Annotated in this window: 27 protein-coding genes; 19 read left to right on the top strand and 8 right to left on the bottom strand. The window is 73.4% G+C overall.

Going from position 1 to position 23,460, the window contains the following annotated elements:
• Positions 1 to 3 precede the first annotated feature (3 nt).
• The 7 genes from ACZ6JY_RS23815 (at position 4) to ACZ6JY_RS23785 (ending at position 4,637) form a co-directional block, all read left to right on the top strand.
• Complete coding sequence (locus ACZ6JY_RS23815) at positions 4 to 168, top strand: hypothetical protein (protein ID WP_055550328.1); 165 nt, start codon at positions 4 to 6, stop codon at positions 166 to 168.
• A gap of 16 nt (positions 169 to 184) precedes the next feature.
• A complete protein-coding gene (gene hisH / locus ACZ6JY_RS23810; RefSeq protein WP_469198535.1) occupies positions 185 to 826 on the top strand; it encodes an imidazole glycerol phosphate synthase subunit HisH in 642 nt (213 codons plus the stop codon).
• Positions 823 to 1,551 carry a bifunctional 1-(5-phosphoribosyl)-5-((5-phosphoribosylamino)methylideneamino)imidazole-4-carboxamide isomerase/phosphoribosylanthranilate isomerase PriA gene (priA, locus tag ACZ6JY_RS23805; RefSeq protein WP_469198533.1) on the top strand — a complete coding sequence of 243 codons (729 nt, stop codon included), beginning with the start codon at positions 823 to 825 and terminating at the stop codon, positions 1,549 to 1,551. The genes hisH and priA overlap by 4 nt, the downstream gene beginning before the upstream one ends.
• Positions 1,548 to 1,952: a RidA family protein gene (locus ACZ6JY_RS23800; RefSeq protein WP_469198531.1), complete on the top strand. Its 405-nt coding sequence runs from the start codon at positions 1,548 to 1,550 to the stop codon at positions 1,950 to 1,952. The genes priA and ACZ6JY_RS23800 overlap by 4 nt, the downstream gene beginning before the upstream one ends.
• Positions 1,949 to 2,704, top strand: a complete 756-nt coding sequence (gene hisF, locus ACZ6JY_RS23795; RefSeq protein ID WP_469198529.1) for an imidazole glycerol phosphate synthase subunit HisF — start codon at positions 1,949 to 1,951, stop codon at positions 2,702 to 2,704. The genes ACZ6JY_RS23800 and hisF overlap by 4 nt, the downstream gene beginning before the upstream one ends.
• Positions 2,705 to 2,784: 80 nt before the next feature.
• A complete protein-coding gene (locus ACZ6JY_RS23790) occupies positions 2,785 to 3,378 on the top strand; it encodes an ArsR/SmtB family transcription factor (RefSeq protein ID WP_469198527.1) in 594 nt (197 codons plus the stop codon).
• A complete protein-coding gene (locus tag ACZ6JY_RS23785; protein ID WP_469198525.1) occupies positions 3,375 to 4,637 on the top strand; it encodes an MFS transporter in 1,263 nt (420 codons plus the stop codon). Before ACZ6JY_RS23790 ends, ACZ6JY_RS23785 begins: the two co-directional genes overlap by 4 nt.
• Positions 4,638 to 4,643: 6 nt before the next feature.
• On the opposite strand, the gene ACZ6JY_RS23780 is transcribed toward ACZ6JY_RS23785, so the two are convergent.
• Positions 4,644 to 5,279, bottom strand: coding sequence for a TIGR03085 family metal-binding protein (locus tag ACZ6JY_RS23780; RefSeq protein WP_469198523.1), 636 nt, complete (start codon positions 5,277 to 5,279; stop codon positions 4,644 to 4,646).
• 82 nt (positions 5,280 to 5,361) lie between these two features.
• Between ACZ6JY_RS23780 and hisI the strand changes: the two genes are divergently transcribed.
• From hisI to lgt, 11 genes are all read left to right on the top strand, one after another.
• Positions 5,362 to 5,772: a phosphoribosyl-AMP cyclohydrolase gene (gene hisI / locus ACZ6JY_RS23775; RefSeq protein ID WP_469198521.1), complete on the top strand. Its 411-nt coding sequence runs from the start codon at positions 5,362 to 5,364 to the stop codon at positions 5,770 to 5,772.
• Between the two features lie 11 nt (positions 5,773 to 5,783).
• Positions 5,784 to 7,292: an anthranilate synthase component I gene (locus tag ACZ6JY_RS23770; RefSeq protein WP_469198519.1), complete on the top strand. Its 1,509-nt coding sequence runs from the start codon at positions 5,784 to 5,786 to the stop codon at positions 7,290 to 7,292.
• 7 nt (positions 7,293 to 7,299) lie between these two features.
• Positions 7,300 to 7,950: a TIGR02234 family membrane protein gene (locus ACZ6JY_RS23765; protein ID WP_469198517.1), complete on the top strand. Its 651-nt coding sequence runs from the start codon at positions 7,300 to 7,302 to the stop codon at positions 7,948 to 7,950.
• A 106-nt stretch (positions 7,951 to 8,056) separates the two neighbouring features.
• A complete protein-coding gene (locus ACZ6JY_RS23760; RefSeq protein ID WP_469198515.1) occupies positions 8,057 to 8,287 on the top strand; it encodes an HGxxPAAW family protein in 231 nt (76 codons plus the stop codon).
• A 169-nt stretch (positions 8,288 to 8,456) separates the two neighbouring features.
• Positions 8,457 to 8,903, top strand: a complete 447-nt coding sequence (locus ACZ6JY_RS23755) for a DUF2752 domain-containing protein (protein ID WP_469198786.1) — start codon at positions 8,457 to 8,459, stop codon at positions 8,901 to 8,903.
• 129 nt (positions 8,904 to 9,032) lie between these two features.
• Positions 9,033 to 9,842 (top strand): indole-3-glycerol phosphate synthase TrpC, encoded by an 810-nt coding sequence (trpC, locus tag ACZ6JY_RS23750; protein WP_469198513.1) that lies wholly within the window; start codon positions 9,033 to 9,035, stop codon positions 9,840 to 9,842.
• 8 nt (positions 9,843 to 9,850) lie between these two features.
• Positions 9,851 to 10,015, top strand: a complete 165-nt coding sequence (gene trpM, locus ACZ6JY_RS23745; protein WP_447036807.1) for a tryptophan biosynthesis modulator TrpM — start codon at positions 9,851 to 9,853, stop codon at positions 10,013 to 10,015.
• Between the two features lie 135 nt (positions 10,016 to 10,150).
• Entirely contained in the window at positions 10,151 to 11,440 is a 1,290-nt protein-coding gene (gene trpB / locus ACZ6JY_RS23740) for a tryptophan synthase subunit beta (RefSeq protein WP_469198511.1), read from the top strand.
• Positions 11,437 to 12,252, top strand: coding sequence for a tryptophan synthase subunit alpha (gene trpA / locus ACZ6JY_RS23735; protein WP_469198509.1), 816 nt, complete (start codon positions 11,437 to 11,439; stop codon positions 12,250 to 12,252). Before trpB ends, trpA begins: the two co-directional genes overlap by 4 nt.
• 95 nt (positions 12,253 to 12,347) lie before the next feature.
• Positions 12,348 to 13,127, top strand: coding sequence for a DsbA family protein (locus ACZ6JY_RS23730; RefSeq protein ID WP_469198507.1), 780 nt, complete (start codon positions 12,348 to 12,350; stop codon positions 13,125 to 13,127).
• An 84-nt stretch (positions 13,128 to 13,211) separates the two neighbouring features.
• Positions 13,212 to 14,225: a prolipoprotein diacylglyceryl transferase gene (gene lgt / locus ACZ6JY_RS23725; protein WP_469198505.1), complete on the top strand. Its 1,014-nt coding sequence runs from the start codon at positions 13,212 to 13,214 to the stop codon at positions 14,223 to 14,225.
• Between the two features lie 75 nt (positions 14,226 to 14,300).
• Here lgt and ACZ6JY_RS23720 read toward each other — a convergent pair whose 3' ends face one another.
• From ACZ6JY_RS23720 to ACZ6JY_RS23690, 7 genes are read right to left on the bottom strand one after another with little or no spacing between them, the layout of a single operon-like run.
• Entirely contained in the window at positions 14,301 to 15,140 is an 840-nt protein-coding gene (locus ACZ6JY_RS23720) for an HpcH/HpaI aldolase/citrate lyase family protein (protein ID WP_469198503.1), read from the bottom strand.
• Entirely contained in the window at positions 15,137 to 16,324 is a 1,188-nt protein-coding gene (locus ACZ6JY_RS23715; protein WP_469198501.1) for a CaiB/BaiF CoA transferase family protein, read from the bottom strand. The genes ACZ6JY_RS23720 and ACZ6JY_RS23715 overlap by 4 nt, the downstream gene beginning before the upstream one ends.
• Positions 16,321 to 17,265 (bottom strand): ribokinase, encoded by a 945-nt coding sequence (gene rbsK, locus ACZ6JY_RS23710; RefSeq protein WP_469198500.1) that lies wholly within the window; start codon positions 17,263 to 17,265, stop codon positions 16,321 to 16,323. The genes ACZ6JY_RS23715 and rbsK overlap by 4 nt, the downstream gene beginning before the upstream one ends.
• The gene (locus tag ACZ6JY_RS23705; protein WP_469198498.1) at positions 17,262 to 18,614 is read right to left on the bottom strand and encodes an ADP-ribosylglycohydrolase family protein; all 1,353 of its coding nucleotides are present in this window, start codon (positions 18,612 to 18,614) and stop codon (positions 17,262 to 17,264) included. The genes rbsK and ACZ6JY_RS23705 overlap by 4 nt, the downstream gene beginning before the upstream one ends.
• Positions 18,611 to 19,921 carry an ADP-ribosylglycohydrolase family protein gene (locus tag ACZ6JY_RS23700; RefSeq protein ID WP_469198496.1) on the bottom strand — a complete coding sequence of 437 codons (1,311 nt, stop codon included), beginning with the start codon at positions 19,919 to 19,921 and terminating at the stop codon, positions 18,611 to 18,613. The genes ACZ6JY_RS23705 and ACZ6JY_RS23700 overlap by 4 nt, the downstream gene beginning before the upstream one ends.
• Entirely contained in the window at positions 19,905 to 21,200 is a 1,296-nt protein-coding gene (locus tag ACZ6JY_RS23695; RefSeq protein WP_469198494.1) for an ADP-ribosylglycohydrolase family protein, read from the bottom strand. The genes ACZ6JY_RS23700 and ACZ6JY_RS23695 overlap by 17 nt, the downstream gene beginning before the upstream one ends.
• Positions 21,197 to 22,201: an ADP-ribosylglycohydrolase family protein gene (locus tag ACZ6JY_RS23690; RefSeq protein ID WP_469198491.1), complete on the bottom strand. Its 1,005-nt coding sequence runs from the start codon at positions 22,199 to 22,201 to the stop codon at positions 21,197 to 21,199. Before ACZ6JY_RS23690 ends, ACZ6JY_RS23695 begins: the two co-directional genes overlap by 4 nt.
• A gap of 233 nt (positions 22,202 to 22,434) precedes the next feature.
• On the opposite strand from ACZ6JY_RS23690, the gene ACZ6JY_RS23685 reads away from it, so the two are divergent.
• On the top strand, positions 22,435 to 23,166 hold the full coding sequence (locus tag ACZ6JY_RS23685) for a VIT1/CCC1 transporter family protein (protein WP_447036796.1): 732 nt from the start codon (positions 22,435 to 22,437) through the stop codon (positions 23,164 to 23,166).
• Positions 23,167 to 23,460: the final 294 nt, after the last annotated feature.

Below are 23,460 nucleotides of genomic sequence, written 5' to 3'. Positions count from 1 at the left end.
GCCATGACCGGCCTCAACACCATCCTCATCGTCGTCGGACTCTTCCTGATCGGCGGCATCATCTCCTTCGTCAAGCAGGGGATGCCCAAGAGCCTGATCACGCTCCTGTCCATCGGCGCCGTGATGTGCCTGGCCGCGGGCATCCTGCGGCTCGACTACTGGAACTGACGGGGGCGTACGCGACATGAGCACTCCCAAGAAGGTCGTCGTCTTCGACTACGGCTTCGGCAACATCCGCTCCGCCGAGCGCGCCCTCTCGCGCGCGGGCGCGGACGTCGAGATCACGCGTGACTACGACACGGCCATGGCCGCCGACGGCCTCCTCGTGCCCGGCGTCGGCGCCTTCGCCGCCTGCATGCGCGGCCTGAAGGAGGCGCGCGGCGACTGGATCGTCGGGCGCCGCCTCGCCGGCGGCCGCCCCGTGATGGGCATCTGCGTGGGCATGCAGATCCTCTTCGCGCGCGGCATCGAGCACGGCGTGGAGACCGAGGGCCTCGACGAGTGGCCCGGCACGGTCGAGCCGCTGAAGGCCGACATCGTCCCGCACATGGGCTGGAACACGGTCCAGGCGTCCGCCGGATCGACCCTCTTCAAGGGCCTGGACGACGACGCCCGCTTCTACTTCGTGCACTCCTACGCGGTGCACGACTGGTCCCTCGAAGTCGCGAACCCGGCGATGCGCGCGCCGCACGTCACCTGGTCCACGCACGGCGAGCCCTTCGTGGCGGCCGTCGAGAACGGCGCCCTGTGCGCCACCCAGTTCCACCCCGAGAAGTCCGGCGACGCCGGTGCCCAGCTCCTCACCAACTGGATCGGAACACTGTGAGCTCCCTCGAACTCCTTCCCGCCGTCGACGTCCGCGACGGCCAGGCCGTACGCCTCGTCCACGGCGAGTCCGGCTCGGAGACCTCCTACGGCTCCCCGCTGGAGGCGGCACTCTCCTGGCAGCGGTCGGGCGCCGAGTGGCTGCACCTGGTCGACCTGGACGCGGCGTTCGGCACCGGCGACAACCGCGCGCTCATCGCGGAGGTCGCGGCAGCCATGGACATCAAGGTGGAACTCTCCGGCGGCATCCGCGACGACGACACGCTCGCCGCGGCCCTCGCCACCGGCTGCACCCGCGTCAACCTCGGCACCGCCGCCCTGGAGACCCCCGAGTGGGTCGCCAAGGTCATCGCCGAGCACGGCGACAAGATCGCGGTCGGCCTCGACGTACGCGGCACGACGCTGCGCGGCCGCGGCTGGACCCGCGACGGCGGCGACCTCTACGAAACGCTTGAGCGCCTCAACGCCGAGGGCTGCGCGCGCTACGTGGTCACCGACATCGCCAAGGACGGCACGCTCCAGGGCCCGAACCTGGAGCTCCTGCGCAACGTCTGCGCGGCGACGGACCGGCCCGTGGTCGCCTCCGGCGGCGTCTCGTCCCTGGACGACCTGCGCGCCATCTCCGAGCTGGTCCCGCTCGGCGTCGAGGGCGCCATCGTCGGCAAGGCGCTGTACGCCGAGGCGTTCACGCTGGAAGAGGCGCTCGCCGCGGTGGCCTCCTCATGAGCGACGCCGTACGCCGGGTGGGCTCGGGCGGCCCCTGGGAGGAGACCATCGGCTACTCCCGCGCCGTGGGGCTGCCGAACGGCCTGGTCCTGGTCTCCGGCTGCACGTCCGTGGTGAACGGCGTCATCGACGCCGGCACCCCCTACCAGCAGACCATCAACGCCTTCAACGCGGCCGTCGAGGCCTTGCGGGAGTTCGGCCTGGGCCGCGAGCACGTGGTCCGCACCCGCATGTACCTCACCCACGCGCGGGACGTCGACGACGTGGGCCGCGCCCACAAGGAGCTCTTCGACGAGATCCGCCCGGCCGCGTCGATGCTCATCGTCTCCGGCTTCATCGACTCCAGCCTGGTCGTCGAGGTCGAGGTGGAGGCGTACGGTCCCGGGGCAGGTGCGGCATGACTCTCTCCGTACGTGTCATCCCCTGCCTGGATGTGGACAACGGCCGCGTCGTCAAGGGCGTCAACTTCCAGAACCTGCGGGACGCGGGCGACCCCGTCGAGATGGCCAAGGTCTACGACGCCGAGGGCGCCGACGAGCTGACCTTCCTGGACATCACCGCGTCCTCCGGCAACCGCGAGACGACGTACGACGTGGTCCGCCGCACCGCCGAACAGGTCTTCATCCCGCTCACGGTCGGCGGCGGCGTGCGCACCGCCGAGGACGTCGACAAGCTGCTCCGGGCGGGCGCGGACAAGGTGGGCGTGAACACCGCGGCCATCGCGCGCCCCGACCTGATCCGCGAGATCGCGGAGCGGTTCGGCCGCCAGGTCCTGGTCCTCTCGGTGGACGCCCGCCGCACGGCTTCGGGCGCCTTCGAGGTGACGACCCACGGCGGCCGCAAGTCCGCCGGGATCGACGCCGTGGAGTGGGCCCACCAGGCCGCCGAGCTGGGCGCCGGCGAGATCCTCCTGAACTCGATGGACGCCGACGGCACCAAGGACGGCTACGACATCGAGATGATCTCCGCCGTACGCCGACATGTCACGGTCCCGGTCATCGCCTCCGGCGGAGCGGGCGCCCTGCCCCACTTCCCCCCGGCCATCGAAGCAGGCGCGGACGCGGTCCTCGCAGCCTCGGTCTTCCACTTCGGAGACCTACGAATCGGCGAGGTCAAGGCAACGCTACGGGGGGCGGGCCACCCGGTGCGCTAGCCCGTCCGGCGGGAAATTTACGCAAGGAAAGTTGTGCAATTTATGTTGTGCAACTTTCCTTGCGTATCTACGGTCGGGGCATGACCAAGCAGCAGCGCCGCCGCGTGACCGATCTCGGGACCCTGAAGGCGTTCGGGCACCCCCTGCGCCTGAGGCTCTACGGAGCCTTGAAGGTGGCCCGCACCGCCACCGCCTCGCAGCTCGCCGAAGAGGTCGACGAGGCCGTCTCGCTCGTCAGCTACCACCTGCGCAAGCTCGCCGAGCACGGACTCATCGAGGAAGCGCCGCAGGCACAGCGCGGGGACGGGCGGGAGCGGTGGTGGGCGCTCGCCCAGGAGGTGCTGGCCTTCCACACGGAGGACTTCCAGGACACCCCGGAGAAGGCCGCCGCTCTCGCGGCGGTGAACCGCACCCTCCACGCGCAGCGCGCCGATCTCTACGGCATCTGGCTCGACCAGCGCGCGGCATGGACCCCCGAGTGGCGTTCAGCCGCCGACGACTCCGATTTCCTCGCCCGCTTCACCCCGGCCGAACTCACCGCGCTCACCCAGGAACTGCACGCCGTGATCCGCGCGCACGAGCGGCGGGCCGAGGCGGCCGAGGAGGCGGGGGAGACCGAAGGGCGCGAGAAGGTGCTCATGTACCTGCAGTCGTTCCCGTTCCGGTCGCTGTGAGCCACGCGGACGCGTCCACCACCGGCTTATCCGCGGCCGCCGTCGCGGCACCGCCCGCCCACCGCGACGGCAACGTCCTGCGCTGGCTCGGCGCCTACACCGCGTCGATGATCGGCGACAGCGTCTACTTCGTGGCGCTCTCCTGGGCCGCGGCCCGCAGCGGCAGCCCCGCGCAGGCCGGGCTCGTCCTCGCCGTCGGGGCCGTACCGAGGGCCGCGCTCATGCTCGGCGGCGGCGTGATCGCCGACCGGTTCGGGCCGCGCCGCGTGGTCATCGGCAGCGACGCCGTGCGGTGCCTGGTGATCCTGGGGGTGGCCGCGCTGCTCCTCCTCTCCGCGCCCGGCATCTGGGCCCTCGCCGCGGTCGCCCTGGTCTTCGGAGCCGTGGACGCGCTGTTCCTGCCGAGCGTCGGAGCCCTGCCGCCGCGCATCACCACGCCGGGGCAGCTCGGCCGGGTGCAGGGGATGCGCGGTGTCGCCGCCCGTATCGCCACCGTCGCCGGCGGCCCCCTGGGCGGCATCGCGGTCGTGGCGGGCGGCTCGGCGGCGGCCTTCGGGGCGGCCGGAGTCCTCTTCGCCGCGTCCCTGGCGCTGCTGCTCGCCGTACGCGTACGAGAACTGCCCACCGAGGCGGCGGGGAAATCCGCGTCACCCTGGCGTGAACTCGCCGACGGGCTGCGGTACATCCGCGGCCACCGGGTGCTCGCCCCGCTGATGGCCGTGATCGCCGTAGGCGAGCTGGGCTTCGCAGGGCCCGCCAACATCGGTCTCGTACTGCTCGCGCAGGAGCGCGGCTGGGGCGCGGCCGGGCAGGGGTGGGTCATCGCCGGGTTCGGTGTGGGCGCCGGGCTGGCCTCGATGCTGCTCGCCGTGCGCGGGCGGATGCCGCACGCCGGGGCGGTGCTGTGCTGGGTGGCCTTCCCCGGGGCCGCCGCCACCGCAGCGCTCGGCCTCGTGCCCTCGGTGGCGGGGGCGGTCATGGCCGCCGTCCTCCTCGGGCTGCTGCTCGGGCTCTGCGGCGCCCTGTGCGGTGCGCTGCTCCAGACCGTCACCGACCCGGCCTACCTCGGCCGCGTCACCTCGGTGTCCAGCCTCTTCACGCTGGGCCTCTCACCGCTCAGCTACCCCGTGGTCGGCGCCGCGATCGGGGTGTGGGGCATCGCGCCGGTGTTCGTGGCGTGCGCGGCGCTGACCGCGTCGGCCGGTGTCATCGGCCTCTGCTCCCGCGCCCTGCGCCGCGCCGAACTGCCCCGCCGCTGACGGCCCCTACAGCCCCAGCTGCTTCGTCTCCTGGAGGGTGGTGATCGCGGTCTTGTCGCCGTCCAGGTCCACCTCGGCGGCGCTCTGCCTGCCGTATGCGAAGAGGAGGAGTTCGGAGGGCTCGCCCGTGGCTGTCACCACCGGGGTGCCTCGGTGGGCCACCGCCGTCTGGCCGTCGGTGCGGCGCAGGACCAGGCCCACCGGGGCCTTGCGGCCGATCAGGCGGGCCGTGCGTTCCAGGTTGGACCAGAGGGCGTCCGCGAAGACCGGGTCCAGCTCGCGCCGGACCCAGTCGGGACTCGCGCGGCGCACGTCCTCGGTGTGGATGTAGAACTCGACGGCGTTCGAGGCCTCGTCGATCTGCTTGAGGGAGAAGGGGGAGAAACGCGGCGGGCCGGTCCTGATCAGCTGGATCAGTTCCTCGTACGGCTTCGCGGCGAACTCGGCCTGCACCCGTTCCAGGCGCCCGGCGAGCTGCTTGATCAGAAGTCCGCCCGCGGCGTCCGCACGGCGCTCGCGCACCACCACATGGGCCGCGAGGTCCCGGGTCTTCCAGCCCTCACACAGAGTGGGGGCCTCCGGTCCCTCCGCCTCCAACAGGTCGGCGAGGAGAAGTCGTTCACGCTTCGCATGGGTCGACATACGCCCAAGCCTACGACCGCCCACCCGGTCCGGACAGTGGACGGGTGCCAGGCCCCCGCCCCACGCGCGGCACAATGGGCGCATGACCAGCGTGCCCCCGCCCAGCAGCGGCCTCGACCCGCGGATCGCCGCGCGACTCAAGCGCAGCGCCGACGGACTTCTCCCCGCCATCGCCCAGCAGTACGACACCGGCGAGGTGCTGATGCTCGGCTGGATGGACGACGAGGCGCTGCACCGCACCCTGACCACCGGACGGTGCACCTACTGGTCCCGCAGCCGCCAGGAGTACTGGGTCAAGGGCGACACCTCCGGGCACTTCCAGTACGTCAAGGAGGTCGCCCTGGACTGCGACGCGGACACCGTCCTCGTCCAGGTCGACCAGGTCGGCGCCGCCTGCCACACCGGCACGCGCACCTGCTTCGACTCCGACGTGCTGCCGCTGTCCGGCGTCCCCGGGCCGGACGCGTCCGGCGACACGGCCGCCGGTCAGTAGGGTCTGCTGCCATGGACCTCGAGACCTTCCGCAAGCTGGCGTCCGACCGCCGAGTGATCCCCGTCAGCCGCAAGCTCCTCGCGGACGGCGACACCCCCGTCGGCCTCTACCGCAAGCTCGCCGCCGAACGCCCCGGGACTTTTCTTCTCGAATCCGCGGAGAACGGGCGCTCCTGGTCCCGGTACTCCTTCGTCGGCGTCCGTAGCGCCGCCACCCTCACCGTCCGCGACGGCGAGGCCCACTGGGTCGGCACCCCGCCTGTCGGCGTCCCCACCGGCGGCGACCCGCTCGAAGCGCTGCGCGCCACCATCGCCATACTGCACACCCCGCGTGACGTGGTCAGCGCCGACGACCTGCCGCCCTTCACCGGCGGCATGGTCGGCTACCTCGGCTACGACATCGTGCGCCGCCTGGAGAAGATCGGCCCCGGCGAGCGGGACGACCTCCGGCTCCCCGAGCTGACCATGCTGCTCACCAGCGACCTCGCCGTACTCGACCACTGGGACGGCTCGGTCCTGCTGATCGCCAACGCGATCAACCACAACGACCTCGACTCTGGTGTCGACGAGGCGTACGCCGACGCCATCACCCGCCTCGACGCCATGGAGGCCGACCTCTCCCGGCCCGTCGTCCAGCCCCCGGCCGCGCTGCCGCCCTCCGAGCTGCCCGAGTACACCGCGCTGTGGGGCGGCGAGCAGTACCAGGAGGCCGTGGAGGACATCAAGGAGCGCATCCGCGCCGGCGAGGCCTTCCAGGTCGTCCCCTCGCAGCGCTTCGAGACCCCCTGCACGGCGAGCGCACTCGACGTCTACCGCGTGCTGCGGGCCACCAACCCGTCGCCGTACATGTACCTCTTCCGCCTCGACGGCTTCGACGTCGTCGGATCGAGCCCCGAGGCCCTCGTCAAGGTCGAGGACGGGCGCGCCATGGTCCACCCCATCGCCGGCACCCGCCACCGCGGCGCCACCCCGCGCGAGGACCAGGCGCTCGCCGACGAACTGCTCGCCGACCCCAAGGAGCGCGCCGAGCACCTGATGCTCGTCGACCTCGGCCGCAACGACCTCGGCCGGGTCTGCGAGCCGGGCTCCGTCGAGGTCGTCGACTTCATGTCCGTCGAGAAGTACTCCCACGTCATGCACATCGTCTCGACGGTCACCGGCCAGGTCGCCCAGGGCCGCACCGCCTTCGACGTGCTCACCGCCTGCTTCCCCGCGGGCACCCTCTCCGGCGCCCCCAAGCCCCGCGCCATGCAGATCATCGACGAGCTTGAGCCGTCCCGCCGCGGGCTCTACGGCGGCTGCGTCGGCTACCTCGACTTCGCGGGCGACTCCGACACCGCCATCGCCATCCGCACCGCCCTGCTCCGCGACGGCACGGCGTACGTGCAGGCCGGAGCCGGAGTCGTCGCCGACTCGGACCCCGTGGCCGAGGACAACGAGTGCCGCAACAAGGCCGCCGCGGTGCTGCGCGCCATCCACACGGCGAACCGCCTGCGCGCCGCGGGAAGCGGTGAGGGATAGTGGACGGGTGACTTCTGCAGTGCCATCGCCCCGTACCGACGCGCCGACCGCCGAGACCCCGGCCCAGCGCGGCAGCAGGCGCAGCATCGGCGCCGCGCTGCTGCTCGGCGCCGTCGGCGCGGCCCTCGCGCTCCTCGCCTCCCGCCAGGACTGGGCCCACGGGACCGCCTCGGTGGCGGGCGGCGCCCTGCCGCTGTCCGCCAGGGGCAGCGACGTCACGGGCGTCCCCGCGGCCCTCGCGATAGTGGGCCTCGCCGCCCTGGTAGCGATCTTCGCGGTCCGCCGCGCCGGACGTTTCCTGGTCTCCCTGCTGCTCACGCTGAGCGGCGCGGGGATCGTGGCCGCCGCCCTGCTCGGCGCCGACGACGACGCCGCGCTCGACGAGAAGGCCGCCACCGCCTCCGGCGACGCCGCCGCCACCATCCACGGCCTCTCCCACACCGGATGGCCGTACGCCGCCGCCGGGGCGGGCGTCCTGATCCTGCTCGCCGGGCTCCTCGCCCTCACCTACGGCCGTTCGTGGCCCGCGATGTCGGGGCGCTACGAACGCGACGGCTCGCCGAGCCCCCGCAAGGCGCGCCCGGCCCCGGATCCGGAGCGGCCCGAGGAACTGTGGAAGGCCCTGGACCGCGGCGAGGACCCGACGCGCGAAGCGTGACCCCGCGCTCACGGGATACGCACCGGTACGGGACAATGTCGGCGAGCGTCCGACTCGCGGTGGGCTTCCCACCCACCACCACGCATACAGCACATAGGAGTAAGTCATGGCGGGCAGCAGCCACGGACACACCCCGGCCGCCTGGACCGGTGTCATCATCGCCTTCGTCGGTTTCTGCGTCGCGGGTGCCTTCATGGTGATGGCCAACGTGCCCGGGTTCTGGGCCGGCATGGCCATCATCGTGATCGGCGGCCTGGTGGGCGTAGCCATGCGCGCCGCGGGCATGGGCCAGGAGAAGCGGCGCCCGCCGCGTCAGGCCGGGGGCTCCAAGGCCTGAGCGCGTCCGCACGCGTCCAGAGGCGGTCCGGCGGTCGCCGGGGGCCGCCTCTTCGTGTGTCAGGCACCGGGCGCCGGGGCCGTCCGCGAGGCAGAATGCCCGGGTGACCGCCGAAACCGACAGCGCCGAAGCCGACCGCGCGGGAACCGACCGCGCAGGAACCGGGCCCATGCGGGGAAACGAGGCTGCCGGAACCGGGCGCGGGCGCGGGCGCGGGCCCGGCGTCCTGGCCCGCCTGCTCGTGCCCGCCGCCCTGCTCGCCTCGGCCGCCGGGGCCTTCGCCTACGTCGGCGCCGTCGACCCGAACGAGCCCGGCCACTACCCCGCCTGCCCGCTCCTGCGCCTCACCGGCGTCTACTGCCCCGGCTGCGGCGGCCTGCGCAGCGCCCACGCCTTCGTCCACGGCGACCTCACCGCGGCCCTGGGCGCCAACGCCCTCGCCGTCGTCGGCTACGTCGTCCTCGCGGCGCTCTGGACCGTATGGGTGATCCGTACGGTGCGCGGGCGACCCCTGCGGATCGAGCTGGGCACGGCCGGGCTCTGGGGTCTCGGCGCGCTGATCGCGGTCTTCACCCTCGTACGCAATCTTCCGTTCGGATCGTGGCTGCACCCCTGAACGCGCAGGCCGCACGGGTGACGTATGTCCAGGTCGTGGGACGGGCGTCAACCGGATGCGAAGGCTTCGCCTTCCTGCGGATACCATCGCAGTGACCAGCTTCAACCGTCAGGGAAGGGGACCGCTCGCGTGAGTGTGCTCGACGAGATCATCGACGGAGTCCGTGCCGACCTCGCCGAGCGGCAGGCGCGAGTCAGCCTCGACGAGCTCAAGGAACGCGCGGCCAAGGCTCCCGCGGCCAAGGACGGCGCGGCCGCCCTGCGCGGCGACGGCGTCAAGGTCATCTGCGAGGTGAAGCGCTCCAGCCCCTCCAAGGGAGCGCTCGCCGCGATCGCCGACCCCGCCGGGCTCGCCGCGGACTACGAAGCGGGCGGCGCCGCCGTCATCTCCGTGCTCACCGAGGAGCGCCGCTTCGGCGGCTCGCTCGCCGACCTGGAGGCCGTCCGCGCCAAGGTCGACATCCCCGTCCTGCGCAAGGACTTCATCGTCACCTCCTACCAGCTGTGGGAGGCCAGGGCGTACGGCGCCGACATCGCGCTGCTCATCGTGGCGGCCCTTGACCAGCCCGCCCTGGAGTCCCTCATCGAGCGCGCCGAGTCGATCGGCCTCACGCCGATCGTCGAGGTGCACGACGAGGAGGAGGCCGAGCGCGCCGTGGACGCGGGTGCCCGGGTCATCGGCGTCAACAACCGCGACCTCAAGACCCTCAAGGTCGACCGCTCCACCTTCGAGCGCATCGCGCCCGAGCTGCCGGACAGCGTCGTCAAGATCGCCGAGTCCGGTGTCCGCGGACCGCACGACCTGATCGCCTTCGCCAACGCGGGCGCCGACGCGGTGCTCGTGGGCGAGTCCCTGGTCACCGGGCGCGACCCGAGGGCCGCGGTCTCCGACCTCGTCGCCGCCGGCGCCCACCCGGCGCTGCGCCACGGACGGAGCTGACCCACCCGATGCCGATCGCCGCCCGCCTGGCCCCCGGCTGCCGCCCACGCGGCTGCCGGGCCCCGGCGCGCCGCGTGCGGGGCAGGCGGGTGCGGTACCACATCGGTTCGGAACCGGGCCAGATCCCCGGGATGCGATGGCGACGCGGTGCCCCGAACGCCGCCGCGAGCTGAAGCGCCCCCGCAAGGGGCGCGGGGAACTGCGCGACTAGCCCACGACGGGCCGCAGTCGCCATCAATCCTGACCAGCAACGGCGCCAGGGCGCACGCGTGAAATACGTCAACGCCAGTCCTAGCGAGGATTCCGCCATGCCCAGCGAGTACTTCATCCCGGACCCCGAGGGTCACATCCCCACCGCCGACGGCTACTTCGGCGCGTTCGGCGGCAAATTCATCCCGGAGGCCCTCGTCGCCGCCGTGGACGAGGTCGCCGTCGAGTACGACAAGGCCAAGAGCGACCCCGAGTTCGCCCGCGAACTCGACGACCTCCTGGTCAACTACACCGGCCGCCCCAGCAGCCTCACCGAAGTGCCCCGCTTCGCCGAACACGCGGGCGGTGCCCGCGTGTTCCTCAAGCGCGAGGACCTCAACCACACCGGCTCACACAAGATCAACAACGTGCTCGGCCAGGCCCTGCTCACCAAGCGCATGGGCAAGACCCGCGTCATCGCCGAGACCGGCGCCGGCCAGCACGGCGTCGCCACCGCGACCGCCTGCGCGCTCTTCGGCCTCGAATGCACCATCTACATGGGCGAGATCGACACCGAGCGCCAGGCCCTGAACGTGGCCCGGATGCGCATGCTCGGCGCCGAGGTCATCGCCGTGAAGTCCGGCAGCCGCACCCTCAAGGACGCCATCAACGAGGCGTTCCGCGACTGGGTCGCCAACGTGGACCGCACCCACTACCTCTTCGGGACCGTGGCGGGACCGCACCCCTTCCCCGCCATGGTGCGCGACTTCCACCGCGTGATCGGCGTGGAGGCAAGGCGGCAGATCCTGGAGCGCGCCGGGCGGCTGCCCGACGCCGCCATCGCCTGCGTGGGCGGCGGCTCCAACGCCATCGGCCTCTTCCACGCCTTCATCCCGGACGCGGACGTCCGCCTCATCGGCTGCGAGCCCGCGGGGCACGGCGTCGAGACGGGCGAGCACGCGGCCACGCTGACCGCGGGCGAGCCGGGCATCCTGCACGGCTCCCGTTCGTACGTGCTCCAGGATGAGGAGGGCCAGATCACCGAGCCCTACTCGATCTCGGCCGGCCTTGACTACCCCGGCATCGGCCCCGAGCACGCCTACCTCAAGGACAGCGGGCGCGGCGAGTACCGGGCGGTCACCGACGGCGCCGCCATGGAGGCGCTGCGGCTGCTCTCCAGGACCGAGGGCATCATCCCGGCCATCGAGAGCGCCCACGCGCTCGCCGGCGCCATCGAGGTCGGCAAGGAGCTGGGCAAGGACGGGCTGATCGTCATCAACCTCTCCGGGCGCGGCGACAAGGACATGGACACGGCCGCGCGGTACTTCGGCCTGTACGACACGGACGCCGCCGTAGCGGCGGACGCCACGCCCGCCACCGGTGCGGAGATCGAGGGGGACGCCAAGTGAGCGGCAACAAGCAGCTGTTGGACGACACCCTCGCGGCAGCCGGGGCCGAGGGACGCTCCGCGCTCATCGCCTATCTGCCCGCGGGCTTCCCGACGGTCGACGGCGGCATCGCGGCGGTCAAGGCGGCCTTCGAGGGCGGCGCCGACGTCGTCGAGGTCGGCCTGCCGCACAGCGACCCGGTGCTCGACGGCCCGGTCATCCAGACCGCCGACGACATCGCCCTGCGTGGCGGCCTCAAGATCCGCGACGTGATGCGCACCGTCCGCGAGGCGTACGAGGCGACCGGCAAGCCGGTGCTGATCATGACGTACTGGAACCCCATCGACCGCTACGGCGTGGAGCGCTTCACCGCCGAGCTGGCCGAGGCGGGCGGCGCCGGGTGCATCCTGCCCGACCTGCCGGTCCAGGAGTCCGCGCTGTGGCGGGAGCACGCCGAGAAGCACGGCCTCGCGACCGTCTTCGTCGTCGCGCCCAGCAGCAGGGACGAGCGGCTCGCCACGATCACGGCGGCGGGCTCCGGCTTCGTGTACGCGGCGTCGCTGATGGGCGTCACGGGCACCCGCGAGTCCGTCGGTGAGCAGGCGCAGGAGCTGGTGCGGCGCACCAAGGCCACCACCGAACTGCCCGTCTGCGTCGGCCTCGGGGTCTCCAACGCGCGCCAGGCCGCCCAGGTCGCGGGCTTCGCCGACGGAGTGATCGTCGGCTCCGCCTTCGTGCAGCGGATGCTGGACGCGAAGGACGAGGCCGCGGGGCTCGCCGCCGTGCGGGCGCTCGCCGGTGAACTGGCCGACGGGGTCCGCGGCAAGGCGTAGGGACCCGTGCCGGAGGCCCCTGCGCGGGCCTCACTCGTACGGGTGGACCTGGACCGGGGAGGCACGCTCGTGCCTCCCCGGTTCGTTGGCGGGGTGTGAGTGAGAAGAACCGTGAGGGAAAGAGAACGGCCCGCGAGCGGGTCGCCGAGGAGCGGCAGCGGCAGCGGGCGCGCGACAAGCAGCGCCGGGCGCTGATCGTGGGCGCCGCGGTGGTCGGCGTGCTCGGTCTCGCCGCCGTGGTGGGCCTGCTCGCCGCCGGCTCCGACGACGACAAGAGCGACACATCGGGTCCGGTGAGCGTCCCCAAGGGCGCGACGGGCAAGGACTCGCTGACGCTCCCGCTGGGCGACAAGAACGCGAAGTCGACGCTCACCATCTGGGAGGACTTCCGCTGCCCGGCCTGCAAGGGCTTCGAGGACACGTACCGCTCGACGATCCACGAGCTCGCCGACAAGGGGCAGCTCAAGGTCGAGTATCACCTGGCCACGCTCATCGACGGGAACATGGGCGGCAGCGGCTCGCTCCGCGCGGCCAATGCCGCGGGCTGCGCCCAGGACGCCGGGAAGTTCCCCGAGTACCACGACGTGCTCTTCAAGAACCAGCCCGCCGAGCCCGACGACGCCTTCGGGAACAACGACAAGCTGATCGAGCTGGCCGGTGAGGTCGAAGGCCTCGACACCGACACGTTCAAGAAGTGCGTCAAGGACGGCACGCACGACAAGTGGGTCGCCAAGTCCCACAAGGCCTTCCAGGACGCGAAGCTTCAGGGCACCCCGACCGTGGAGCTCAACGGCAAGAACATCTTCGGCGACCAGCAGAATCCGCTCACCCCGGCGAAGCTGCGGCAGCTGGTGCAGGAGGCGAACGCGAGTTAGGGCCTCCGGGCGGGCGCCTGTTATGGACCCGTAGCCGGGCTGGTTCCCGTCAGGGCCGCCCGGCACGGTAGCGTCGGTCCTGCCATGGACCTTGCCTTTATCCCCAGTCCCTCGCGCGGTGTGGTCGAACTCGGCCCCATTCCGCTGCGTGGCTACGCGTTCTGCATCATCATCGGCGTCTTCGTGGCCGTCTGGCTCGGCAACAAGCGGTGGGTCGCCCGCGGAGGCCAGTCCGGCACCGTGGCCGACATCGCCGTGTGGGCCGTGCCGTTCGGCCTCGTCGGCGGGCGTCTCTACCACGTGATCACGGACTACCAGCTGTACTTCAGCGAGGGCCGTGACTGGGTGGACGCCTTCAAGATCTGGGAGGGCGGCCTCGGTATCTGGGGCGCGATCGCGCTCGGCGCGGTCGGCGCGTGGATCGGCTGTCGCAGACGGGGCATCCCGCTGCCGGCCTGGGCCGACGCGCTGGCCCCCGGCATCGCCCTCGCCCAGGCGATCGGCCGCTGGGGCAACTGGTTCAACCAGGAGCTGTACGGCAAGGCCACGGATGTGCCCTGGGCGCTGAAGATCACGTCCGCGGAGGACGGCCGGGTCCCGGGCACCTACCACCCGACGTTCCTGTACGAGTCGCTGTGGTGCATCGGCGTCGCCCTGCTCGTCATCTGGGCCGACCGCCGCTTCAAGCTCGGGCACGGGCGGGCGTTCGCGCTGTACGTGGCCTCGTACTGTGCCGGGCGCGGCTGGATCGAGTACATGCGGGTGGACGACGCCCACCACGTCCTCGGCCTGCGCCTGAACGTGTGGACCGCGATCGTGGTCTTCCTGCTCGCGGTGGTCTACCTGGTCCTTTCGGCGCGGATGCGCCCCGGGCGCGAGGAGATCGTCGAGCCTGCCGCCTCCGCCGAGGGGGACGGGGCCTCCGTGGCCTCCGTGGCCTCCGCGGGGGACTCGAAGCTTGCGAAGGCCGAGGTCGCCGCGAAGCCGGCCAAGGGCAAGGAGCCCGAGGCGGAGTCGGCCTCGGCCGCCAAGCCGAAGCCGGAGCCGGAGCCGGAGACCAAGCCGGAGTCGAAGCCCGAGTCGGCCGAGAAGAGCTGACGCCTGCTGGTCGTACGTCGACGGGGCCGCCGGATCGTTCGATCCGGCGGCCCCGTTCCGTCTCCCCGGGCGGAATCATGCGCGGGTGGCCAGGGTCAGGACCCTCTGGGCGCCCTCCACCACCGCCCTGTCCACGAAGCGGCCGCCCGGCAGGGCCTGGGCGCCCTCGTTCGTCGCCGCCGCTTCGATGATCTGTTCCGCCTGCTCGACCTCCGCGGGAGTCGGCAGATAGGCCCTCTCGATCACCGGGAGCTGGCGGGGGTGGATCGCCGCGCGGCCGAGGAAGCCGAGGGAGCGGCCCCGGGCGCAGGACGCGGCCAGGCCCGCCAGGTCGCGGATGTCCGGGTGGACCGACTGGGCGGGCGGCGCGAGGCCCGCCGCGCGCGCCGCCACCACCACGCGGGAGCGGGCCCAGTCCAGGCCCGCGTCCTCACGTACGCCCAGGTCCGCGTGGAGGTCGGCCTCGCCGAGGGAGATGCCGTGCAGGGCCGGGTGCGCGGAGGCGATGGCGAAGGCGTGTTCCAGGCCGAGCGCCGATTCGAGCAGGGCGTGCAGGATGGGCGCGCCGCCGTCGGACGGCACCGCACGGTCGGCGACCCGGACGACCTCGGCGCGGGAGGTGACCTTGGGCAGCCGCAGCCCCGCGAGCCCGGGAAGCGGGGCGATCGTGCGGAGATCGGCCTCGGCGAAGGGGCCGTCAAGGGCGTTCACCCGGACGTGGACGGGCACGGCGTGCGGCCGGGGTTCCGAGAGCAGCTCGGCGGTCGCCCCTCGCGCGTACTCCTTGCGGTCGGGGGCGACCGCGTCCTCCAGGTCGACGATCACCACGTCGGCGCCCGCGTGCAGGGCCTTGACCACCACCTCGGGCCGGTCTCCGGGGACGTACAGCCAGGTCAGCGGGGATGGTGCGGTCACAGGGCGCCCTCCTTGCGCAGGGTGGTGATCTCATCGGGCGACAGGCCGAGTTCGGCGAGGACGGAGTCGGTGTCCGCGCCGTGCGGACGGCCCGCCCAGCCGATGCCGCCGGGGGTCTCGGAGAGCCGGAAGAGGACGTTCTGCATGCGCAGCGGGCCCAGCTCCGGGTCGTCGACGGTGGTGATCGAGTCCAGGGCCGCGTACTGCGGGTCGGCCATGACGTCCGTCACGTCCTGTACGGGCGCGACCGCCGCCTCCGCCTTCTCGAAGGCGTCGATCACCTCGGCGCGGGTGTGCCGGGCGATCCAGGCGCCGACCGCCCCGTCGAGGACGTCCGCGTGCCGGGCCCGGTCCGCGCCCGTGCCGAACCACGGCTCGTCGATCAGTTCGGGGCGGCCGACCAGGCGCATCACGCGTTCGGCGATGGACTGCGCGGAGGTGGAGACGGCGACCCAGCCGCCGTCGGCGGTGCGGTAGGTGTTGCGCGGCGCGTTGTTCGTGGAGCGGTTGCCCGTGCGGGGCTGTACGTGGCCGAGCTGGTCGTACCAGAGCGGCTGCGGGCCGAGGACCGTGAGGATCGGCTCGATGATCGCCATGTCCACCACCTGGCCGCGCCCCGTGCGGTCGCGGGCGGCGAGCGCCGTCATCACCGCGTACGCGGTCGCGAGCCCCGCGATGGAGTCGGCGAGGCCGAAGGGCGGCAGCGTGGGCGGGCCCTGCGGGTCCCCGGTGATCGCGGCGAAGCCGCTCATCGCCTCGGCGAGGGTGCCGAAGCCGGGGCGGCGGGCGTAGGGGCCGAACTGGCCGAAGCCGGTGACGCGGGCGAGGACGAGCCGGGGGTTGGCGGCGCTCAGCTCCTTCCAGCCCAGGTCCCACTTCTCCAGGGTGCCGGGGCGGAAGTTCTCGACGATCACATCGGCGGTGGCGGCCAGGCGCAGGAGCGTCGCGCGGCCCCCGGGCGTCGACAGGTCGAGCGTCATCGTCCGCTTGTTGCGGCCGAGCAGCTTCCACCAGAGGCCGACGCCGTCCTTCGACGGGCCGTGGCCCCGGGAGGGGTCGGGGCGTGTGGGGTGCTCGACCTTGATGACCTCCGCGCCGAAGTCGCCGAGCATCGTCGCGGCGAGGGGCCCCGCGAACAGGGTCGCCAGGTCGAGGACGCGCAGCCCGGTGAGCGGCGGCGTCATGAGGGGATGCCGTCCGGCGCGGTGTCCGCGGTGTCCGCGGTGTCGCTCTGGGCGTCGATCTCTTTCCGGTACGGCATGGACGCCGACGCCCCCGGCCGCTTCACCGAGAGCGCCGCGGCCGCCGACGCCCAGCCGAGCGCGTCCACCATGGGCCGCCCCTCGGCGAGCGCCACGGCCAGGGCCCCCGCGAAGGTGTCGCCCGCGCCGGTGGTGTCGACCGCCGTGGTCCTCCTGGCGGGGACCGTGACCGGTTCGGCGCCCCGGGTCGCGTACAGGCTGCCGCGCGAGCCGAGCGTGACGACGACCTCGGGGACGTGCGAGAGCAGCGAGAGCGCGGCGGCCCGCGGGTCGTCGGGGATGCCGGTGAGCGTGCGGGCCTCGTGCTCGTTGGGCAGCAGCAGGTCGGTCGCCGCGAGGAGGGCGTCCGGCAGCGGCTGGGCGGGGGCCGGGGTGAGGATCGTGCGCACCCCGTGGCCGCGGGCGGTCCGCGCGGCGGCGAGCACGCTGTCGACCGGGACTTCGAGCTGGAGCAGCAGGGCGTCGGCGGCGGCGATCAGGGTCTCGTCGGCCGCGGAGAGGGTGTCGACGGTGCCGTTGGCGCCGGGGATGACGACGATGGCGTTGCCGCCCTCGTCGTCGACGACGATGTGCGCGGTGCCCGACTGGGTGTCGACGGTGCGCAGCAGGTCCGTGTCGACGCCGGACTGCGCGAGGGCGCACCGGAGCTGGGTGCCGTAGGAGTCGGTGCCGACCGCGCCGATCATCGAGACGGTGGCGCCCGCGCGGGCCGCCGCGACGGCCTGGTTGGCGCCCTTGCCGCCGGGGATCGTACGGAACTCACGGCCCGTCACGGTCTCGCCGCGCCGCGGGGCCCTGGCGACGTAGGTGACGAGGTCCATGTTGGCGCTGCCGAGGACGGCGATGTGGGGGGTGGGCGTCATGGGCGGGGTGCCTCCGGGGCGGTGGGTGCGGTGAGCGCGGCGGTGAGGTCCGCGAGAGTGTCGAAGCCGATGCCGTCGAAGTCGCCGACGGAGGTGGCGAGCCGGTTCTTCAGGGGCGCAGTCCAGTGCTCGGGGAGGGCGTCCGGGTGCCCGGCGAGCAGGCCCGCGACCGAGCCCGCGGTCGCGCCGTTGGAGTCGGTGTCCCAGCCGCCGGAGACCGCCCGGGTGATGGAGCCGCCGAAGTCCCCGTCGGCGTGGGTGAGGGCGGCGGCGACGAGCGCGGCGTTGGGGACGACGTGGACCCAGTGGTGGCCGTGTGCGGCGTGCAGGCGGTCCACCACGTCGTCGAAGTGCGGTGTGGCGGCGGCCAGTTCGACGGCGTCGCGCACGGCGCGGGCCAGGCGTGAGCGCGGCGGTACGGCGGCCAGGCCCGTCCGCAGGCACTGGTGGACGTCCGTGTGGCCGCCGGCCGCCGCGGCGATCGTGGCCGCGGCGAACACCGCGCCGTGCACGCCGTTCGCCGTGTGGCTCAACTCCGCGTCGCGCCGGGCCTGTTCGGCGGCGGCCCCGGGATCGCCGGGGTTCGTCCAGCCGTGTACGTCGGCGCGGATCAGGGCGCCGATCCACTCGCGGAACGGATTGCGGTGGACGGCGGTGTGCGGCGGTTCGATGCCCTGGAGGAGGTTGCGGTACGCGACGCGCTCGGCGGTGAAGGTGCGGCCCGCGGGCAGCTCGTCCAGCCAGAGCCGCGCCACGTCCGAGGTGGTGAAGTCCCTGCCGTGGCGCTGGAGCAGGAGGAGGTTGAGCAGGGGGTAGTTGAGGTCGTCGTCCTCGGGCGCCCCGTCGATGTTCTCGGCGAGGGAGTTGGCCGCCGAACGCCTGTTCCAGGGGTGCGCGGCCTTGAGCGCGGGCGGCAGGCCTCTCTCGGTGAACCAGCTGGTCAGGGGCCAGTTGCCGGTCGCCGCCGCGATCCTGCGGATGCCGTCGAGGGGCAGCTTCTCGACCGGCTTGCCGAGCACGCAGCCCGCGGCCCTGCCCAGCCAGGCGGCGTGCAGGCGGTCGCGCAGGCCGGGGGCGACGGCTGTTGCCGCTCCGGGGTCCCGCGGTCCTGCCGGCTGTTCCCCGGCCGGGCGGGGGAGCCGCGCCAGCTCATCGAGGAGCCGCTCGGCCAGGGCCCGCAGGTGCGGCGGGGCCGGCAGGGGGGAGGCGCCCGCGCGGGCCGGGGCCGGGTGGCCGCCCGCCGCGAGCCAGCGGGAGCGTACGGAGGAGGCGTCCCTGCCGTCCTCGTCCGCCTGGCGCAGCTCATGGCCGATCAGGTCCTCGGGCTGGACCCAGGTCACGCGGTTCACGGGGCGGCCACCGACGGGGAAGCGGCCGACGGGGAAGCCGCCGGCGCGGAGTCCACCGGAGCCGGGCCCGCCAGCGCGGTGAACGCCGCCTCGTGGGCGCGGCGACGGCGCACGTCACGGGCGAAGATCTCCCGGGCGACCTCCGTGAGGGCCGCGGCGGGGGAGCGCAGGTCGACGCGGCTCGCCGTGGACACCGTCGCGGCCCACTCCTCGGGGACGGCGGCCTCACCGTGCAGGGCGCCCACGAGCGCGCCGCTCATCGTCGCGATGGAGTCGCAGTCGCGGCCGTAGTTGACCGAGCCGAGGACCGTGCGGCGGTAGTCGGCCCCGCCGGTCACGAGCATGCCGAGGGCGATGGGCAGCTCCTCGATGGAGTGCAGCCGGGAGGGCCTGCGGGCGCCGAGGGACGGGGCGCGGTAGTCGGGGCCGACGGTGTCGAAGGGGGCGACGGCGGCGCGCAGGGGCCCGATGGCCGCCTCCACGTCACGGTGCCGCCCGGCCACGTCCACGACCGCCTCGATCGCGGCGCGCGTGCCGTCCCTCGCCAGGGTCAGGCACGCCTCGACCACCGAGGCCGCCGTGGCCCCCGGCGCGCAGGCCGCCGCGACCGCCGCCGCGAAGACGCCCGCCGCCTCGCGGCCGTACGAGGACTGGTGGGCGCCCGCGATGTCCAGGGCCTCGGCGTAGGCGCGTTCGGGATCGGCCGCGTTGACCAGGCCGACCGGCGCCATGTACATCGCGGCCCCGCAGTTGACGATGTTGCCGGAACCGGCCTCGCGCGGGTCGACGTGCCCGTAGTGGAGGCGGGCGACGAGCCACTTCTCGGCGATGAAGATCCGGTGCAGGGGGAGGGCGTCGGCCTCCAGTTCCGGGATCCAGCGCGGGATCGTCATCAGGTCGGGCACCAGGTGGTCGGCGACCGCGTACGCGTCGAGGTGGTCCCGGACGGTGCCGTAGACCCGGATGAGCGCGTGCGTCATCAGGGTGTCGTCGGTGATGTGCCCGTCACCCTTGTGGTACGGCGCGATGGGCCGGGCCGTGCGCCATCGGCCGCCGTGCCAGGGGCCGACGACGCCTTCGACGCGACCGCCGTGCCGCTCGGTGATCTGCTCGGGTGAGTACCCCTCGACGGGCCCGCCGAGCGCGTCACCGACCGCCGCGCCGAGAAGGCTGCCGGTGATGCGGTCGGCGAGGGTGCCGGGTGCGGGTGCGGGTGCGGGTGCGGGTGCGGGTGCGGGTGCGGGTGCGGGGTCGGGGGAGTCGGAGGGCGGGGCGTCGGCCGTCAGCTGGCTAGATCTGGGCGTCATGTCGGGATTGTCCACCTGGAACGGCCAGTTCCGTGGCTGCCAGGTGCCCGGCGAGTTCCACCAGGTCCGTCCCCGCGAGGCGGGGCAGCGCGCAGCCGGAGAGGGTCCGGCAGGCGTCGCGCCACGCCTCGGGGATCGCGGCCGCCGTGCCGAGCGCACCGGTCAGCGCCCCGGCCAGGGCGGGCGCCGAGTCGGCGACGCGGGACAGGCACGCGGCGGCGGGCACCGCCTCGCGGATGCGGCCGCGGGCGGCGGTGGTCAGGGCGAGGGCCACCGGGACCGTCTCGGCGGCGGCGATCCCGTAGCTGTACACGTGGTCGACGATCTGGTGTTCGAGCAGTGGTACGAGGTCGAAGGCGCAGTCGGCGTCGCGGGCGAGCTTCACCGCGTGCCGGGCGTTGCGGCCGATCTCCGTGTGCCCGGGGAGCCGGTCGAGCGCGGCGTCCACGGAGGTGTCGACGTCGGCGCCGCCGAGGGCCGCCGCGATCGCCGCGGCCATCGCGCGGGCGCCATGGGTGCCGTCGCCGTCCTGGGTGTAGCGGGCGTCGAACTCCGCCAGGGCGGCGGCCCGTTCGGGGTCGCCGGGGTGGACCAGGGCGAGCACGCAGGCCCGTACGCAGGCGGCGTCGTCGAAGAAGTGCGGATTGTCGTGGCCGGTGGCGGGCGGGCGCAGGCCCGTGGCGAGGTTGCCGAGACCCGCGCGCACGGAGATACGGGCGCGCAGCGGAAGCACCGCGGACTCCACCTCCGGGGCGCGGGCCGCGGCGGCGGCGACCTCGGCGGCCAGGGCCGACCACGCGAGGTCGAGCGCCGCGCGTACCCGGCGGTCCAGGGGCAGCGCCGGGTCCAGCGTGCCGTCCGCGGCGCGGAGCAGGGACTCGGCGGTGAACGCCGCCCATTCGGCGTCGTCCGAGGGGCCGAGCCGGAGCGGCTCGGGGGGCTGGTTCAGGGCGATCGGTACGGGCAGGGTGGTCGTGGCGTTCTGCTCCGCGAAGGTGTCCAGCTCGCGGGTGAGCCGCCGGGTCCACTCCGGCATCCGGCTGGCCCGGTGCCGGGCGGCGGGCCACCCGGCGGCATCCCCCGCGGCGAGGCCGAGGAGCAGCCCTTCGGCACGGGTGCCCGCGGCCTCGCCTTGACCAGTGCCGCTCGGTTCCGCTCCTGGCGCCGGAAGCCGCCTGCCCACGGCGGGAACGCCGGCCCAAGGCTCCCCGGCCGCGGGATGAACGGGCGGACGGACGGGGGAGATCCGCCGCGGCGCGGCGGGCTCGTCGGGGGTCATGCCGCCTCCCCCTCGGGCACGAGCAGATCGGCCACGTCCAGCACGTGATACCCCCGCATGGACGGCAGGCAGCTCCCCAGGGCCGCGCCGACCCCCGCGGCCCAGGCGCCGGGGATGGCCGAGACCCCGCACGTGGCCCCGGCCAGCGCCCCCGCCACGGCCCCGGTGGTGTCCGCGTCCCGCCCCATGTTCACCGCGGAGAGCACCGCGCACCGGAAGTCCCCGCGCCCCGCCGCGTACGCGCCGAAGGCGAGCCCCACCGCCTCGGGGGCGAGGTCGGTCCAGGGATACCCCCCGATGACCACCGCGGAGCGCACCGCACGCTCTCCGCGGTCGGCCACGGCCACCGCCCGCCGCAGCGACCGCGAGGTCCAGCTGTCCGAAGGGATGGCGGAGAGCGCCGCCGCCACGACGGCGTCGACGCGGGCCCCGGCCATGGCCGCCGCGACGCCCGCGGCGACCGCCTGGCCCCCGTAGATCCCCTCACCGTCATGGCTGACCGAGCCGTCGATGGCGATGAGCCGCGCCGCCTCGGCGGGGCGCCCCGCGGCGAAGACCCCGAAGGGGGCGGCCCGCATCGCGAGACCGTCGCTCCAGGCGTGCCGGTGCTGGGCGGAGATGGGCGCGGCGAGCCCCCGCCGCAGATTCTCCAGCGTGCCGCGCTCGGAGAAGCCCGCACCCCGGAAGGGGACGTCCAGGTCGGCGATCCACTGGTGCCAGGCGGTCTCGACGTGGGCGACGGTCAGCGCGGACCCGTGCCGGGCGAGCAGCAGTCCGGAGAAGATCGCGTACTCGGTGTCGTCGGTGCCCGCCGGGTGCTCGGCGACGTAACCGGTGATGCGGCCCCAGCGGGCGCGGATCTCGGACGGCTTCATGTTCTCCGCGGGCGCGCCCAGCGCGTCACCGACCGCCAGGCCGAGGAGTGCGCCCCGCGCCCGCTCGCGGAGCTCTTCGGCGCCGCCGGGCGCCGGGACCGACGTAACGCATGCGGTGGATGCCATGCCGTGCCTCCCTGTCACGAGGACAGATGGTCCTGTTCCTGCATCCCTGCCACGTGAGCCGCTCACACGAGCATGACTGGGCTCAGATCACCCCTTCGCCGAGCTTCGAGCCGCACTCCGAGCCACCCCGCTGAAGCGCGTTTTCGCAGGTAAGTACGGCCTTCCTTGCTGGCGGGGGACTTTTTTGGAGCGTACTTTCGACGTCGTCCAAACATTGAGGGGGTCCACACACCATGGCCATCATCGAGACCGAAGCGACGCTGCACGAGGCGCACCGCGACAACCACACGCACCGTGACGTGAACGGCGGCTGGCTGCGCCCCGCCGTCTTCGGGGCGATGGACGGACTTGTGTCCAACCTGGCGCTGATGACCGGTGTCGCGGGCGGTTCCGTCGCCCATCAGACCATCGTCATCACCGGCCTCGCCGGTCTCGCGGCCGGCGCCTTCTCCATGGCGGCGGGCGAGTACACCTCCGTCGCCTCCCAGCGCGAGCTGGTCGAGGCCGAGCTGGACATCGAGCGCATGGAGCTGCGCAAGCACCCCAAGGACGAGGAGAAGGAGCTCGCCGCGCTGTACGCGTCGCGCGGCGTCGAGCCGGAGCTGGCCCGCGAGGTCGCCCGGCAGCTCTCCGCGGACCCCGAGCAGGCCCTGGAGATACACGCCCGCGAAGAGCTCGGCATCGACCCCGGGGACCTGCCGTCGCCGGCCGTGGCCGCGGTGTCCTCCTTCGGCGCCTTCGCGCTGGGCGCGCTGCTCCCCGTACTGCCGTATCTGCTCGGTGCCACCGCGCTCTGGCCCGCCCTGCTGCTCGCCCTGATCGGGCTCTTCGCCTGCGGTGCCGTGGTCGCCAAGGTGACCGCGCGGTCCTGGTGGTTCAGCGGTCTGCGGCAGCTCGCGCTCGGCGGCGCGGCGGCCGGTGTGACGTACGTCCTGGGCACTCTGTTCGGTACGGCCGTAGGATGAGCGGTCGCAGGGCTATGCAGGTTGTTGCATAAGTAACCGTTGATCGGCGGTTTCGACTCTGTGACCAGCGGGCATGAGCCGTAAGCGCTGCGGGCAATGAGGCCTGTGTCGCTTTGGGCCGCCGGCCATCGATCTGTCCGCTGCGCCCCCTCCGTTCCGCCCCACCCGCGCGGGCGGTGTCCACATGGTGGAATGAAGTATCCGCTTTTCGAGAAGCGTTCCATCATGTAACCTGCACGAAATTTCGCCAGGGCCAAAGTCGTCCCTCGCCTCACGTACCCCCAGAGCCCGATA

It is taken from the genome of Streptomyces sp. NPDC046335, assembly GCF_055587985.1.
This window is presented reverse-complemented; position numbering and strand designations above follow the sequence as displayed.